This window comes from Hydrogenobacter subterraneus (assembly GCF_055390195.1).
In genome coordinates, this window is the sequence record NZ_AP042473.1 from 431,880 (window position 1) to 446,702 (window position 14,823).

Genomic DNA, 14,823 nt, shown 5'->3' on the forward strand with positions numbered 1-14,823 from the left:
AGATGGAGAGAACCCTTGTTATAGTAAAGCCAGATGCCTTTGAAAAGGGCGCCACAGGCAAGATAATTGACAGGTTTATATCCGAGGGCTTTAGGATTAGGGCTTTAAAGCTTTTTAGGTTTACAAAGGAGCAGGCGGAAGGCTTTTATGCGGTGCATAGGGAGAGGCCCTTCTTTGGAGAGCTTGTGGAGTTTATGACCTCTGGTCCCGTGGTTGCCATGGTGCTGGAGGGTGAGGATGCCATAAGGAGGGTAAGGGAGATAATAGGTCCAACGGACAGCAACGAGGCAAGGAAGGTGGCACCCAACTCCATAAGGGCCCTCTTTGGCACAGACAAGGGCAAAAACGCCGTTCATGCCTCCGACTCAAAGGAATCCGCAGACTACGAAATACCCTTTATCTTCTCACAGCTTGAGATGGCGTGAAGGACAAGCTCTTTTAGGACTTGTATGTATAGGGGGTGTGTTTTAAGGGTTGGTATCCTTATAAGCTCCACACCCCTTTCCCTTGCCATATTTCCATAAAGATAGTCAAGTTCATACAAGGTTTCTGAATGCTCGCAGGTAAAAGAAACTGGCACCAAGGCTATTTTTTTTACCCCAGAATCTATGAGCTTTTCCAAAAGGTCTTGTGTAAAAGGTTCAAGCCACTTGGTAGGTCCCACCTTACTTTGATAACCTAAGGCGTAGCCTACACCAGGGAAATGTTCCATTATAAGCCTTACCGTTTCTTCTGTTTGCCTTTGGTAGGGGTCTCCTTCTCTTATTATGCTCATAGGTAGGCTGTGGGCTGTAAAGAGGAAAAAAAACTCTTGCCAGTTGGGAAGGCTTTCTCTTATGTTTTCCACCATTGCCCTTATGTAAGTTGGGTGATTATAGTAGCAGTTTACCCTATGCACCGGTATGCTTGAGGGATAAAAATAAGACTTTTCTTGACCCTTTAAGGTTGTAAGGTTAAAGTGCTTTCCACCTTTTACAAGCCTTCTAAGGACCCTGTCAAACTCATTAAAGGAAGAACCTGTAGTGGTCCTGCTATATTGAGGATATAGAGGCAAAAGCACAATCCTCTCTATGGGATAACTTAAAAGCTCTCTTAGGGCCTCTTCTGTAAGCGGATGCCAATACCTTAGGGCAACCACCACCTTATAGCCTTCACCTAAGGCTTTTTGCAATGCTTGAGCTTGGGCCTGAGTTTGCTCCCTTTGTGGAGATTTGCCACCCATTATCTCATAATAGTGCCTTGTCTTTTTTGCCCTAAGGATGGATAAGAGAAAAGCCAAAGGCTTTTGTATGGCTTTTGGAAACCTTATAATGTCATGGTCGGAGAAGAGATTGTATAGAAAGGGCCTTATGGCCGAAAGGCTGTCGGGACCTCCCATATTGAAGAGAACTACGCCAACCATGTGAAGATTATAAAAGCTCCCTTAGGTTTATTTTGCCCTCATATATGGCCTTTCCAACTACCACCCCTTCCACCACATCCATAAGCTTATAAACATCCTCCAAGCTTGCCACACCGCCAGAGGCTATAAGAGGCTTTTTTACATGTTTTTTAAACTCCCTATAAGGTTCCACATCCACACCATCCAGCGTTCCATCCCTGTCTATGTTGGTGTAGAGGTAGCCCCATATGGGCTTTTGGTCGTATTTTAATGCAAGGTCTTCCGGCCTTAGTGCGCTTTCCTCCTTCCACCCTCCAATGGCCACCCTTCCACCCTTTGCATCCACCGCCAGTATAACCCTCTGTGGAAATTCATAGATTATTTCCTCAAAAGTCTCTGGCTCCTTTACGGCCAGAGTGCCTATGACAAAAAGGTCTATACCCTCCTCCTTAAGGACCTTACAGCTTTTCAAGCTCCTTATGCCTCCACCTACCTCAATTGTCCCAGAAAAGGCACGCCTTATGGATCTTATGGCCTCAAGGTTTATTGGAATACCCTCAAGGCTCCCATCAAGGTCTACCACGTGGATTCTTTTAAAACCTATATCTTCAAAGAACTTGGCCATATCCTCGGGAGAGCTGGAATAAACCTTTGCCTTGTCAAATTCGCCCTTTAAAAGCCTTACCACCTTACCTTCTTTTAAGTCTATGGCCGGTATTAAAAAATCCTTTAGGTTCTCTTTTTCCAATCTCAAGGTTTAGAATATTATACAATGAAGGAAATAAGAGCAACCACCATATTAGCCGTAAGAAGGGATAATATCACCGTTATGGGTGGTGATGGTCAGGTTACCCTTGGTGCTTCTGTTATAAAGCACACGGCCAAAAAGATAAGGAGGCTTTATAAGGACAGTGTTTTGGTGGGCTTTGCCGGCTCCGCCGCCGATGGCCTTGCCCTAATGGAAAGGCTTGAAGCAAAGCTGGAAGAGTTTAGGGGGAACCTGCTAAGGGCTTGCGTGGAGCTTGCCAAGGATTGGAGGATGGACAGAAGCCTAAGAAGGCTTGAGGCTCTACTTTTGGTGGCAGACAGAGACCATATGTACCTTCTTTCTGGCAACGGCGATGTAATAGAACCAGATGAACCAGTGCTTGCCATAGGCTCTGGTGGAGATTATGCAAGGGCAAGCGCCTTGGCACTTTACAGAAATACCAACATGTCCGCCGAGGAAATAGTTAAGGAGTCTTTAAAAATAGCTGGAGAGATATGCATATACACCAACCAAAACTTTATTATTGAAAAGCTGGGGTAAAATTTTATCCATGTTTAAAAAGGTCCTTGTGGCAAACCGAGGAGAAGTAGCCCTAAGGATAATAAGGGCCTGTGAAGAGCTTGGTATAAGAACGGCTGCTATATATTCGGAGGCGGACACCAAATCTCTTTATGTGAAAAAGGCTGATGAGGCTTATCTAATTCCGGGAGACCCCGTTAGGGCTTACCTTGACTATGTAAGGATAGTAGACCTTGCCAAGTCCATAGGTGCGGATGCCATACATCCCGGTTATGGCTTTTTGGCAGAAAATGCAGACTTTGCAAGGTATTGTGAGAAAAAGGGTATAACCTTTATAGGTCCATCACCGGAGCATATAGAGCTTTTTGGAGATAAAGTAAAGGCAAAAAGGGCAATGCAAAAGCTTGGCATACCAACCATTCCCGGCTCTCCAGACCCCCTTAGAAACTACGAGGATGCCATGCATTATGCAAGGGAGATAGGCCTGCCGGTTATTCTAAAGTCGGCCTATGGGGGTGGTGGAAGGGGCATGAGGGTGGTCAGAAGCCTTGAGGAACTTCCTAAGCTTTTTGAATCTGCCTACAGAGAGGCAGAGACCTTTTTCGGAAAGGGTGACCTTTTTATAGAGAAATACCTGGATAATCCAAAGCATATAGAAGTTCAGATACTTGGAGACAAGTATGGCAATGTGGTACATCTTGGTGAAAGGGATTGCTCTGTCCAAAGGAAGCATCAGAAGATTATAGAAATTACGCCATGCCCCGTTCTTCCCAAAGATATAAGACAGAAGATGCTTGGCTTGAGTGTAAAGGCTATGATGCAGGTAGGATACTATAGTGCTGGCACCCTTGAGTTTTTGGTGGACCTCAAAAATAAGGAGTTTTACTTTATAGAGATGAACACACGCCTTCAGGTAGAACATACAATAACGGAGATGGTTACCGGTATAGATATTGTGGAAACTATGATAAGGGTAGCCATGGGAGAGCCTTTACCCTTTACTCAGAGTGATATAACCTTTAGAGGCTATGCCATAGAGTTTAGGATAAACGCAGAAGACCCGAGGAGAAACTTTGCACCAGCGCCCGGTAAGATAACAGCCTACTACTCACCCGGAGGGCCTGGTATAAGGATGGATGCGGGAGTTTACAAAGATTATGTAATACCACCCTATTATGACTCTATGATAGCCAAGATGAGTGTTTGGGCTCTTAGCTGGGATAGGGTGTTGGCAAGGGCAAGAAGAGCCATAGATGAGTTTATAATAAGGGGAGTTCCCACCAACATACCCCTTCATAGAGAGATCATAAGAGACCCAGACTTTATCTCCGGATACTTTGGCATAAGGTTCCTTGAAGAAAAGCTACCCACTTACGACTTTGAAATAGAGGGTGAGAAGGACCCAGAGACCCTCGCCCTTGCCCTTTCTGCAGCCATCGCAGCCTACTATGGATTGTAATCCACGCTTACACCTTTGCTCTCAAAGCCAAGAGGGCTTATAACCTTTACCGTAAAGCTTGTCTTATCCTTTGGTAGTGGGATTTCAAAGGCAAAGCCTGTAGTCCTTCCTATCTCCTTTCCCCTTTCGTATATTACAAACTCCTTGTAGTTTTCTTTGTAAAACCAAACAAGGTAAAGCTTGTTTTCTCCTGTCCTTACTTCAAGCTTTTCCACCTCTTTTACCACTGGTGGTGGCTTAGGCTTTACACAAAGCTCCACAGGCTGGCTTCCCAAAATGCCTTTTATTCCCGTAATGGCATAACATCTCTCCCAATAATCTCTTTCAAGCCTAAGGCTATTTTTAAAATCCTTGCCCTCTTCCAGATCAATGCTCTTTTCTTTGAGAGGATAAAGCCTATAGGCCTCAAAGCCTAAAAGCATAAGCCTTACAAAATCTTTTTCTTCCTCCACTTTTAGATACGGCCTTTCCTCTATAGCCCTTTCTACGCAAAATTTATTAGGCTTACCGCCGACCCTTTCCACCACAAAACAAAAGGCCTCTTTGTTTTCCTTTATCCAATAATCCCCTACCTTTTCAAAGCCTTTAACCCTTATCTCTCCAGCTATACTTTTTACATAAACCTTATCACCTATTCTTTTTATGGCTACCTCTGGCCCCTTTAGTACCTCTGGCTTTGCCTTTATGCCACAACCCGCAGAGAAAAGAAAAAGGACCCAAAGGCACCTTCTCATTTAGGCGGTCCGGACTCTTTCTCGTAAGGCCAGATTAAAATTCCTCCAGCCAGGTTATAGGCTTCGTATCCCATATGCCTGAGGAAGTAAGTGGCAAAGGCGCTCCTTTCCCCACTTCTACAATAAACTATATAGGTTTTATCCTTAGGCAGGTCCTTAAAAGCATATCTAAGCTCATCAAGGGGGATTAGAATGGAGTTTGGTATTCTAAGCTGTATATGCTCCTGAGGAGTTCTTACATCCAAAAGGACCACGTTTTCTTTTTGAAGCATCTCCTTTGCTTCCTGTGGCCCAACCTCTGGCACTTGAAACATGTCTACCTCCTTTAGGTATTTAATTATATTCAAAAATAAATAAATGTTTGAACTCTCTACCGGATATGGAAAGCCTACCTACATAACTTCCTTGATCCTTTCCTCTCTTCCAAGTATATCAATTATCCTTACGCCAAACCTATCCTCTATTATGACTATCTCTCCCTTGGCTATAAGCTTTCCATTTACCTTTATATCAACGGGTGCTTCTACATTTTGTTCCAACTCAACCACAGATCCCGTATCCAGTTGGAGTAATTCTCCCAGAGTGATAACCGTTGAACCTACAACCACTTCCACTTGAAGTGGTATGTCTAAAAACCTTTTTAGCCTGTCGCTTATTTCCAATTCACCTTCTTCCTGCTTAGCTTGCTGTTCTTGTTTCTCTTGTTTAGAAGCCTCTTCTTGTTCCTTTATAGCGGATTCCCACATACCTGTAGTGCTTTCTTGCCTTTCTTCATCCATATCAATCCTCCGTTTGTATGTATTTATTTATCTTTATTGCTTTTTTCTTTCCCAACTGACCAAGAAAAGCTAAAAATTTCAAAACGCCTTCAACCTTTACTTCTAAAGGTTCTCTTATAGTTTTATCAAGTACTATCACATCCCCCTGTTTTAGCTCAAGTAATTTTTTAAAGTTTATATACGACCTTCCAAGTATTACTTCAAGTTTTACAGGGATCTTTTGGAAAGCTTTTACTAAATCCTTTTGCTCAGTTTTTGACTTTATTTCAGCAGTGCCTTTTAACATATCCTTATAGGGTAATATGGAAGCTTCTGGTATTGCTAAATATATGTAGCCTTCACTACCTTCTATGATAATTGCAAGCCTTAGCAGTATAAACTTTTCCTTGGCACGGGCTACAGTTAGCAAAGTTGGATTTGTTTCAATACCAATAGGTGTTATTTTTACCTTCATTACAGTACTCCAAGCAAGTTCAAGTTCTTGATAGCACACATTTAGCAATTTTTGAATAAACCTCATTTCAATACGTGTAAATTCTTTATTTTCTACTTTATAATTTCTTACACTACCACCAAAAACACTACTAATTATTATGTATATAAGCCTGGGGTCTATGGCTATAAGGCATTGCCCTCTTAAAGGTTCAACGTTAAAAATGCCTACAGCGCATGGAAATGGAAGTTTTGAAATAAAGTCGCCAAACCTCACAATACTAACACTTTCTTTGAATATATCCGGTATGCTAACTATCAGAGATGTAAGACCCTTCCTTAAACCGTTTATCCATCTTTCAAAGATAAGTTCAAGACCAGCTATCCTACCTGCGGATATATGTTCAAAAAGGGTGATGTCAAGCGGTTTTACCTTCTCTTCGGATGAAATTTCCTTCTTCCCCTTTTCAAAGGTTTGGAGAAGAAGTTTCATTTCTTCTTGACTAAGAATTTCGTCTGCCATCTTTAACCCTTACTCCTTAACCATTTTTTCAATATTTTAGCTACCTTATCAGGCTCTTCCTTTGCAGCTTTAATTATAGCTTCCATTGTTTCAACTTTTTCTGCCTTTAGCCTTATTTCCTCTGCACTTTCTACCACTTCAATACCAGACACTCCTGTGGGTGGTGGTAAAGTAGTTATCTCCTTCTTCTTAGAAAGCTTCCTTAACAATATTAGCATAGCTATAGCAAATATAATAGCGAGAAAGGCAATCAAAGCCAATTTTATATACTTTTCATATTCTGTTGTGGTCTTTTCAAAGGTGGACCTTTGGAAGGGTATAGCTTCAACTGTAATTATATCGCCTCTTTGTTGATTTATACCTGCGGAAGCTACAACTATCCTTTTTATCTTTTCCATATCAAGGTTCTTTATGTTGGCATCAACTAACACGCCTATGCTCAACCGCTTAACCTTTATAAGCGGATCAATGGTATAAACTTCCTTTTTGCTCACCTCATAGTTTGTTATAGTCTCGCTTTTTTCTGTGATAACCTGCCCTCCGCCAGCCACAGCACCCGCTCCTGGTGGTATGTTGGCCTGAGCACCAGGCACACCAGCCATACCACCACCCATAGTTCTTTCCTTCTTCTTCTGCTGGCTTACTATTGCTGTCATATCTGGGTCATACACTTCTTCCTTTTGTTCCCTTTTTGTAAAGTCAAGGTCTGCAGAGACCTTAACCCTCACAGAGCCAGGCCCAAGCACATCTTCCAACGCCTTTTGGATTTCCTTCTCAAGCCTTCTTTCAAACTCCAGTTTTAGTTTTAATTCCTTATTACTTATAGTTTCTTCTTCATCCAAAAGGGCCGTAAGGTCTCTTCCAAGGTTGTCTACCACTACAACCCTTTGAGGTTTTAGCTTTGGGACGCTTGCGGAAACCAAATTTCTTATTGCTTTTACCTGTTCTGGAGTAAGCTCATGGCCAGGCTTTAGCTTTATAAACACACTGGCGGTAGGCTCCTCCTCTTCTCTTACAAAAATAGACTTTTGGGGCATGCCTATGTTTACCCTTACATCTTCCACTCCTTCCATTCTGAGGATAGTCCTTGCCAGTTCACCCTCCACAGCCCTTTTGAAGTTCACTTGATTTTGAAAATCGGAAACACCTATATTATTTTTGTCAAAGACTTCATAACCAACTATGCCTTTACTGGGAATGCCCTTTGCAGCAAGCTTAAGCCTTATGTCCCTTGCCTGGCTTTCTGGCACCAATATACTTCTTCCGTCTTGGCCTACCTTATAACTCACACCTTCTTTGTCAAGTTCTGCCATAATGGCGGACATATCCTCTTGAGAAAGGCCTGCGTAAAGGGTGGTATAGCTTGGCTTTGTGGCAAGGGTTGCTATTAGGATAAGAAGGACAAGGGCAAGGGTGGGAATGCCAACCACAAGAAGTTTTTGAGTAAGTGGAAGGCTTGTAAATTTATCCCTTAGGGTGTTTATTACCTCCCTAATTTCGGCCATACCTTATACCTGCATTCTGTTTAGTTCTTGGTAGGCCTCAAGTAGCTTGTTCCTCACTTGAATAAGTAAATTTAAAGCTACGCTTGCCTTTTCAAATTCAATGACCATCTGATGTAGTGGAATATCTGCACCTTTTAAAACAGCTTCCCTTATTGCCTTTGCCTTTTGTTGTTCTTGGTTTACCCAGTGTAAAAACTTACCAAGCTCTTTTAAGAAATCTCCCCCTTCTGCCTTTTTTGGATCAAACTTCTCTCTTAAAAAGCCGTCTATTTGCCTTATCTCCACAGCTCTAAGGTCCTTTGGGCCATTTCTCTTGTTGTTTTAAAGGCGTTTAGGTTTGCCTCATAGCTTCTCATGGCTGAGATCATATCAGCCATCTCCTTTACAAGCTCCACGTTGGGGTATCTCACAAAGCCTTCTGCGTCTGCCCTTGGGTTGGTTGGGTCAAAGACAATCCTAAAGGGTTCTTGAGATTCTCTTATTTCCCTTACAATTACAGACACATAACCCTTTTGAAGGCTCTCTGGACTTTCTACTGCTTCAAAGACAGGTTCCAGCTTTCTAAAAGGTTCTCCTGCGGTCCTGTAAGATTCAAAGTTGGCTATGTTGCTGGCTACTGTGTTCATCCTTATCCTTTGTGCATACATACCGCTGGCAGATATTTGAAAGGCTCTAAAGAGGTCCATCATCATCTTCCCTCCCTTATAACCGTTCTTAGCTTCTCAAGGCTTCCTGTGGCAAACCTCATATAAACCTCATAGGCTATCCTGTTTTGACTTAGTTTTGCCATCTCCTCCTCTATGCTAACATCGTTTAAGTCGTTGCCAGTTAGCCTTTTCCTTATTTCAAAAACCCTAAAATCTTCAGAAGCCGTAGGCTTTATATGCCTATCTCTTGTTGTCTTAAGATTTTCGGGTACATCCAAGCTAAAAGCCACATCCTTAGCCTTGTAGTTGGGTGTGTCTGCATTGGCAAGGTTGCCAAGTATTACCTTGTGCCTTTTCCATGTGTAGTTAAGGTAGGGCATAACCTCCCTTACATCCTTGAATATATCCATCCTATTACCCCCAAAGGGCTAATATAACCCTGCTTATTATATTATCTCTCATTTCTGCCTTTTTTACAACCCAGCTTATAGTTTCTTGGTCCTTAGTAAGCTCTCCAGCCTTGGCAAGCTTATAGGCAACAAGCCAGTAAAGGTAGCTTTCTTGTGCTATTTCAAGGTATTTTTTGTAGTATTCTTTTGCCTTATTGTAGTCTCTTCTCGCATAGTAAAAATCGCCAAGCTCCAAAAGGGATGGCTCAAGGTAAGGTTCTAATCTGGGAGAAAGCTTTTCACTAAGGAGGCTCTCCAAAAGCCTTATATCCTTTTTGTATATACCAATTATAAAAAGGGCTTCTTTTTTGTCCTCTCCTTCCAAAAGCTTGGAAGCACTTTCAATCATCCTTAACCCTTCTTCTGAACCTTCCAAAAGGCTTATCTGTCCAAGCAAAAAGCTCCTTAATGGCTCTTCCACCCTTTGGACAACATCCTTCATGGATGTGTTTCCAAGGTAGGTTATGGCTCTTGCCAGCTTTTCATACCCAAAGAGGAGGGCGTAGTTTCCCTTATTTAAGGAATAAAGATTTATCAAAAAGTTTGCGTCTTTGCCATAGGGGTCCATCTTATCCATAAGGCCTTTTAAAAGCTCAAGCATAGGCCTTGTATTTACCTTTATGTCTTGAAAAACTATTTCCTCTTTTAGGTCAAGATTTTTTAACTTAAAAAGGCTTTCTTCTTCAATCTTTTTATCTCTTAAACTGTAGTAGTAAAGGCCTAAGATGGCTGGTATGGAGTAAGAGCTGTTTAGGTAGCGCCATGCTATGGACTTTAGGGTCTTTTTATAATCATTAAACTTATACTTTTCTAAAAAGTCTGGAAAGGTCCAAAGCTGGGAGATAAGAAGGGCTGTCTTCACATTGTTAAGCTCCATTAGTTTATCCACTCTCCTTTTTGCATCCGCATAGTTCTTGTTCATAAGGTATATGAGCGCAAGGTAATAATCCAAAGATTCACCATACTTTCTGTACATGTCTTTTCTGTCCAGCTGTTCAAAGTAAAAGACAGCTTTCCTCCAATCACCTTCCATAAAGGCACTTACCGCATACCTATACAAAAACTCTGGGTCATCTTCAATGTATCTGTTTAGGCTTTGGGCTTCCGAAAGTTCTTTTATCGTCTCCTTGTAATTTCCATCCCTAAAGGCATAAAAACCTTTAACCAAGTGGTATAAGTATCTTTTTTCTGTGAGGCTTCTTGGGTCTATCATGTTTAGAAGTTCTCTGTTAGTTCCATCCGATAGGGCATCGGCATAAAGGAAATTCAAAAGATAGTCCTGCCTTAAGGTATCTTTGTAAAGGCTCAAGAATATGTCCTTGGCTTTGTCATACAAACCAAGGAGCAGGTAAGAGTATCCTATAAACTCCCTTTGAAGGAAAAGGTATGTGGGCTTTTTGTAGTAGTAAGGGTACATGTTTAGATAGGCTATGGCGGAGGCTATGCCTCCCTTTTGTCCCTTTTTGTAAGAAAGTTGGGCATAAGCTATGCCTATGTATAAGTAGGATAGTTCTCCATAGTAGCCTTCTTTGTCCGCAAGGTATGACTTGCTAAACTCCCCAATGGCATCCGAATAGTTGCCTTGAGTGTATTCTATATAGCCCCTGTAAAAGTATGTTTGGGCAAGCTTAAGGTTTGATTTTTCCCTTTCCGCAGAAAAGGAAAGTAAAAATATTAAAAGAAGGACAAGGATCTTTTTAACAATAAGCCTTATACCATGACCTTCTAAACTCCTCAAACCTACCCTCCTTTATGGACCTTCTTATATCTTCCATAAGCCTGTGATAAAAGCGTAGGTTATGGATGGTGTTTAGCACGTAGGCCGATATCTCCTCTGCGTTAAAAAGATGTCTAAGGTAGGCCTTTGTAAAGTTTTGACAGGTATAACAATCACACTCAGGGTCTGGTGGTGTAAAGTCTTTTTTATACTTTTCGTTTCTTATGTTTATCTTTCCTTGGGATGTGAAAAGGGTTCCAGTCCTTGCCATCCTTGTGGGCGCCACACAGTCAAACATATCCACACCCCTTGCCACAGCTTCAATTATATCCTCCGGCATGCCTACACCCATAAGGTACCTGGGCCTATCCCAAGGCAGAAGGTCGCACACAACCTCTGACATGCTATACATTATCTCCTTTGGCTCACCAACAGAAAGGCCACCGATGGCGTAGCCAAAAAGGTCTCTTTCCACAGTCCTCAAGGCCGATTCTACCCTTAGGTCCTCAAAGAAGGCGCCCTGCACTATCCCAAAAAGCACCTGGTCTTCTCTTTTTTTCGCTTCTATGCTTCTGTCAAGCCACCTTATCGTTCTCTCAAGGGCCATCTTGGCGTAGGCGTAGGTGGTTGGGTATTCTACGCATTCATCAAGGGGCATTATTATGTCTGAGCCAAAGGCCTCTTGGATCTCTATTACCTTCTCCGGTGTAAAGAAGTGAAGGTCTCCTGCCAGATGGTCTCTGAACTCAACACCCTCATCGCTCACCCTCACCCTTGACTTTTTGTTCCTATCCCTTGAAAGAGAAAAGACCTGAAAGCCACCGCTGTCGGTAAGTATGGGCCTTTGCCAGCCAATAAAGCTATGAAGTCCACCTGCCTCCTTGATTATTTCCACACCAGGCCTGAGGTAAAGATGGTAGGTGTTTCCAAGGATTATCTGAGTTCCTATCTCCAAAAGGTCCTTATGAAGCATGGCCTTGACCGTTCCTTGGGTTCCTACGGGCATAAAGACGGGCGTTTCTATCCTGCCATGGGGCGTTACAAGCTCCGCGAGCCTTGCCTTTCCATCGGACTTTATCACTCTAAAGGAAAACATTGATGTATGGAGATTATAATATATCTCCATGCGAAACTATGCAGAAACTCTAAACCTTCCAAAAACAGAATTTCCTATGAAGGCAAACCTTCCAGAAAGGGAGCCACAAATACTGGAAAAGTGGAAAAGCCTTTATACAAAGCTAAAGGAAAGGAATAAAGAGAAAAAAACCTTTGTGTTGCACGATGGACCGCCCTATGCCAACGGCCACATACACATAGGCCATGCACTAAACAAGATTTTAAAGGATGTGATCGTAAAATACAGGCTACTTTCTGGCTTTGATGTGGATTTTGTGCCAGGCTGGGACTGCCATGGCCTACCCATAGAACAACAGGTAGAAAAGGAATTAAAGGAGAAAAAGCTTTCAAAGGAAGCCCTTGGTAAGGTGGCCTTTAGGAGGCTATGTAGGGAATATGCCAACAGGTTTGTAAATATTCAAAGGGATGAGTTTGTAAGGTTAGGTGTGCTTGCAAACTGGGAAAATCCTTATATAACAATGGACCCGGCCTATCAGGCTCAGGAGATAAGGGAGCTTGGAAGGATCTTCAGTAAAGGTATGGTTGTAAGAAGCAAAAAACCTGTCTATTGGTGTATATACGATAAGACGGCGGAAGCCGAGGCGGAGGTAGAGTACTATGATAAGGAAGACCCAAGCATATATGTGAAGTTCCCACTAAAGGACTATGAAAAGACCTACCTTCTCATATGGACCACCACGCCTTGGACACTGCCAGCAAACCTTGGCGTAATGGTAGGCGAAGAATACACCTACGCCTTTTGGAAGGTGGGTGAAGAGACTTATGTGGTGGCAAAGGACGTGCTTGAAAGTTTAAGGTCCTTGGTAGGCTCAGAAGGTGAGGTTTTAAAAGAGGTAAAAGGAACAGAACTTGTGGGCCTTGAGTATTACGCTCCCTACGGAGATAGGATAAATAAAGTTTATCCCTCAGAGTTTGTGGAGCTTTCCACTGGTACGGGCCTGGTGCATATGGCACCGGGGCATGGTAGAGAGGACTATATGGTGGGCCTTAGGTATGGCCTTGAACCCTTTGCTCCTTTGGATGATGAAGGTAGGTTTACAGAGGAGGCGCCGGAGTTCATAAGGGGTAAAAGGGTTTTTGAAGTCAACCCGCTCATAATTGAGGACCTGCAGTCAAGAGGGCTACTACTCTATAGAGGCACCATAAGGCACTCTTATCCTCACTGTTGGAGGTGTAAAAACCCTGTTATCTTTAGGGCCACTCCTCAGTGGTTTATAAGCATGGAAGCAAAGGCAAATGGCAAAAGCCTAAGGGAAAAGAGCCTTGAGGAGATAGAGAAGGTCCAATGGATACCCACCTACGGGAAAAACCGTATAGCTTCTATGGTGGAAAACAGGCCAGACTGGTGCATATCAAGGCAGAGGTATTGGGGAGTTCCTATAACGGTCTTTTATTGCAAGTCTTGCGGGCATGTGGTGGCGGAGGAAGAGGTCTTTGAAAGGATAGCAAGGCTGGTAGAAAGTTCCTCAGAGGGTGCGGACCTTTGGTTTGAGAAAAGTCCAAAAGAGCTTCTTCCCGAGGGCTACAGGTGTCCAAAGTGTGGATCAGGAGAGTTTGTAAAAGAAGAGGACATACTTGATGTTTGGTTTGATTCGGGGTCTTCCCATGCCTTTGTGTTAAGGAAAAGGGGCATAGAAAAGGCAGACCTCTACCTTGAAGGCTCAGACCAGCACAGAGGTTGGTTTCAGGCATCCCTTCTTGAGTCGGTGGCAAGCTATGGACATGCACCCTATAGGGCCGTGCTTACACACGGCTTTACGGTGGATGAGCAGGGAAGGAAGATGTCCAAGTCTTTGGGCAATGTGGTCTCTCCACAGGAGATAATAAAGCAGTATGGCGCGGATATTTTAAGGCTTTGGGTGGTCTCAGAAGATTACACAGAGGATGTGAGGCTTGGAAAGAACATCATACAAAGGCTTGTGGAAGACTACAAAAAGATAAGGAACACCATAAGGTTCCTTTTGGGAAACCTCTATGACTACAGGCCGGAGGATGCTGTAGCCTTTGAAGAACTCCATCACTTTGATAGGTGGATGCTTTCCTATCTTCAGAAGGTCTTACAAGAAGTCCATCAACACTACCAAAGCTACGCCTTTCATAGGGTTTACCATCTTATAAGGAACTTCTGCTCTGTGGAGCTTTCAAGCCTATACCTTGATGTGCTAAAGGACAGGCTATACATATATGCGCCAGACAGCTGGGAAAGGAGGTCTGCCCAGACGGTACTTTACCACCTTGCGGAAGCTTTAATAACATCCATAGCGCCCTTTTTGAGCTTTACTGCGGAGGAGGCATGGGAACACTTGAGGAGTATAAACCCCCAATTGCCCGAAAGCGTCTTTATGCACTCCATACCCACACCAAGAAAGGAGCTAATAGATGAAACTCTTTTAAAAGACTACCAACTCCTCATAAGCCTAAGGGAAGATGTGATGAAGGCCATAGAGCTGGCAAGAAAGGACAAGGCTATAAACCACCCTTATGAGGCCCAAGTCTTCCTCTGGGGAGAGGGCTTAGAGGTGGCTAAGAGCTATGAGGACTATCTTAAATACTTCTTTACCGTAAGCTCTGTAAAGTTTGAAGAGGGTGGAGCATACAAGGTAGATGGCGAAGCTGTAAAGGGTGTAAAGGTGGGAGTGTCAAGGGCAGAAGGTAGCAAATGCCCAAGATGCTGGCTGTATTATCCAGAAGAAGAGTTTGAAGGAGAGGTATGCAAAAGGTGTGCAAGCGTGCTTCAAAGGATATAAATTTATTCTTTTGTGGAGGTCTAAG

16 protein-coding genes are annotated in these 14,823 nt (G+C 43.0%); 4 read left to right on the forward strand and 12 right to left on the reverse strand.

The window, feature by feature from the left end; translation table 11 throughout:
- The first annotated feature begins 2 nt into the window (after positions 1-2).
- Positions 3-425: a nucleoside-diphosphate kinase gene (gene ndk / locus ACZ5GB_RS02460; RefSeq protein ID WP_464327402.1), complete on the forward strand. Its 423-nt coding sequence runs from the start codon at positions 3-5 to the stop codon at positions 423-425.
- Here ndk and hemH read toward each other — a convergent pair.
- A complete protein-coding gene (hemH, locus tag ACZ5GB_RS02465) occupies positions 383-1,402 on the reverse strand; it encodes a ferrochelatase (RefSeq protein WP_464327403.1) in 1,020 nt (339 codons plus the stop codon). The two genes, ndk and hemH, sit on opposite strands and share 43 nt — an antisense overlap.
- A gap of 7 nt (positions 1,403-1,409) precedes the next feature.
- Positions 1,410-2,135 (reverse strand): 1-(5-phosphoribosyl)-5-[(5-phosphoribosylamino)methylideneamino]imidazole-4-carboxamide isomerase, encoded by a 726-nt coding sequence (gene hisA / locus ACZ5GB_RS02470; protein WP_464327404.1) that lies wholly within the window; start codon positions 2,133-2,135, stop codon positions 1,410-1,412.
- Between the two features lie 18 nt (positions 2,136-2,153).
- Between hisA and hslV the strand changes: the two genes are divergently transcribed.
- Positions 2,154-2,690, forward strand: a complete 537-nt coding sequence (gene hslV / locus ACZ5GB_RS02475; RefSeq protein ID WP_464327405.1) for an ATP-dependent protease subunit HslV — start codon at positions 2,154-2,156, stop codon at positions 2,688-2,690.
- A 10-nt stretch (positions 2,691-2,700) separates the two neighbouring features.
- Complete coding sequence (locus ACZ5GB_RS02480; protein ID WP_464327406.1) at positions 2,701-4,128, forward strand: acetyl-CoA carboxylase biotin carboxylase subunit; 1,428 nt, start codon at positions 2,701-2,703, stop codon at positions 4,126-4,128.
- Here the strand turns inward: ACZ5GB_RS02480 and ACZ5GB_RS02485 are convergent.
- The 10 genes from ACZ5GB_RS02485 to tgt form a co-directional block, all read right to left on the reverse strand.
- Complete coding sequence (locus tag ACZ5GB_RS02485; RefSeq protein ID WP_464327407.1) at positions 4,116-4,862, reverse strand: hypothetical protein; 747 nt, start codon at positions 4,860-4,862, stop codon at positions 4,116-4,118. The genes ACZ5GB_RS02480 and ACZ5GB_RS02485 overlap by 13 nt on opposite strands.
- Positions 4,859-5,176, reverse strand: coding sequence for a rhodanese-like domain-containing protein (locus tag ACZ5GB_RS02490; RefSeq protein ID WP_464327408.1), 318 nt, complete (start codon positions 5,174-5,176; stop codon positions 4,859-4,861). The genes ACZ5GB_RS02485 and ACZ5GB_RS02490 overlap by 4 nt, the downstream gene beginning before the upstream one ends.
- Positions 5,177-5,254: 78 nt before the next feature.
- Positions 5,255-5,641: a flagellar motor switch protein FliN gene (gene fliN, locus ACZ5GB_RS02495; RefSeq protein WP_464327409.1), complete on the reverse strand. Its 387-nt coding sequence runs from the start codon at positions 5,639-5,641 to the stop codon at positions 5,255-5,257.
- Between the two features lies 1 nt (position 5,642).
- On the reverse strand, positions 5,643-6,596 hold the full coding sequence (gene fliM / locus ACZ5GB_RS02500; protein ID WP_464327410.1) for a flagellar motor switch protein FliM: 954 nt from the start codon (positions 6,594-6,596) through the stop codon (positions 5,643-5,645).
- Between the two features lie 2 nt (positions 6,597-6,598).
- A complete protein-coding gene (gene fliF / locus ACZ5GB_RS02505; RefSeq protein WP_464327411.1) occupies positions 6,599-8,101 on the reverse strand; it encodes a flagellar basal-body MS-ring/collar protein FliF in 1,503 nt (500 codons plus the stop codon).
- A 3-nt stretch (positions 8,102-8,104) separates the two neighbouring features.
- Positions 8,105-8,386 (reverse strand): flagellar hook-basal body complex protein FliE, encoded by a 282-nt coding sequence (gene fliE / locus ACZ5GB_RS02510; protein WP_464327412.1) that lies wholly within the window; start codon positions 8,384-8,386, stop codon positions 8,105-8,107.
- Complete coding sequence (gene flgC / locus ACZ5GB_RS02515; RefSeq protein WP_464327413.1) at positions 8,377-8,793, reverse strand: flagellar basal body rod protein FlgC; 417 nt, start codon at positions 8,791-8,793, stop codon at positions 8,377-8,379. Before flgC ends, fliE begins: the two co-directional genes overlap by 10 nt.
- Entirely contained in the window at positions 8,790-9,158 is a 369-nt protein-coding gene (gene flgB / locus ACZ5GB_RS02520; RefSeq protein ID WP_464327414.1) for a flagellar basal body rod protein FlgB, read from the reverse strand. The genes flgC and flgB overlap by 4 nt, the downstream gene beginning before the upstream one ends.
- A 4-nt stretch (positions 9,159-9,162) precedes the next feature.
- Positions 9,163-10,935, reverse strand: coding sequence for a tetratricopeptide repeat protein (locus tag ACZ5GB_RS02525; protein ID WP_464327415.1), 1,773 nt, complete (start codon positions 10,933-10,935; stop codon positions 9,163-9,165).
- Positions 10,895-12,010 (reverse strand): tRNA guanosine(34) transglycosylase Tgt, encoded by a 1,116-nt coding sequence (gene tgt, locus ACZ5GB_RS02530; protein ID WP_464327416.1) that lies wholly within the window; start codon positions 12,008-12,010, stop codon positions 10,895-10,897. The genes ACZ5GB_RS02525 and tgt overlap by 41 nt, the downstream gene beginning before the upstream one ends.
- A 28-nt stretch (positions 12,011-12,038) precedes the next feature.
- Between tgt and ileS the strand changes: the two genes are divergently transcribed.
- Positions 12,039-14,798 carry an isoleucine--tRNA ligase gene (ileS, locus tag ACZ5GB_RS02535; RefSeq protein WP_464327417.1) on the forward strand — a complete coding sequence of 920 codons (2,760 nt, stop codon included), beginning with the start codon at positions 12,039-12,041 and terminating at the stop codon, positions 14,796-14,798.
- The last annotated feature ends 25 nt before the right edge of the window (positions 14,799-14,823 follow it).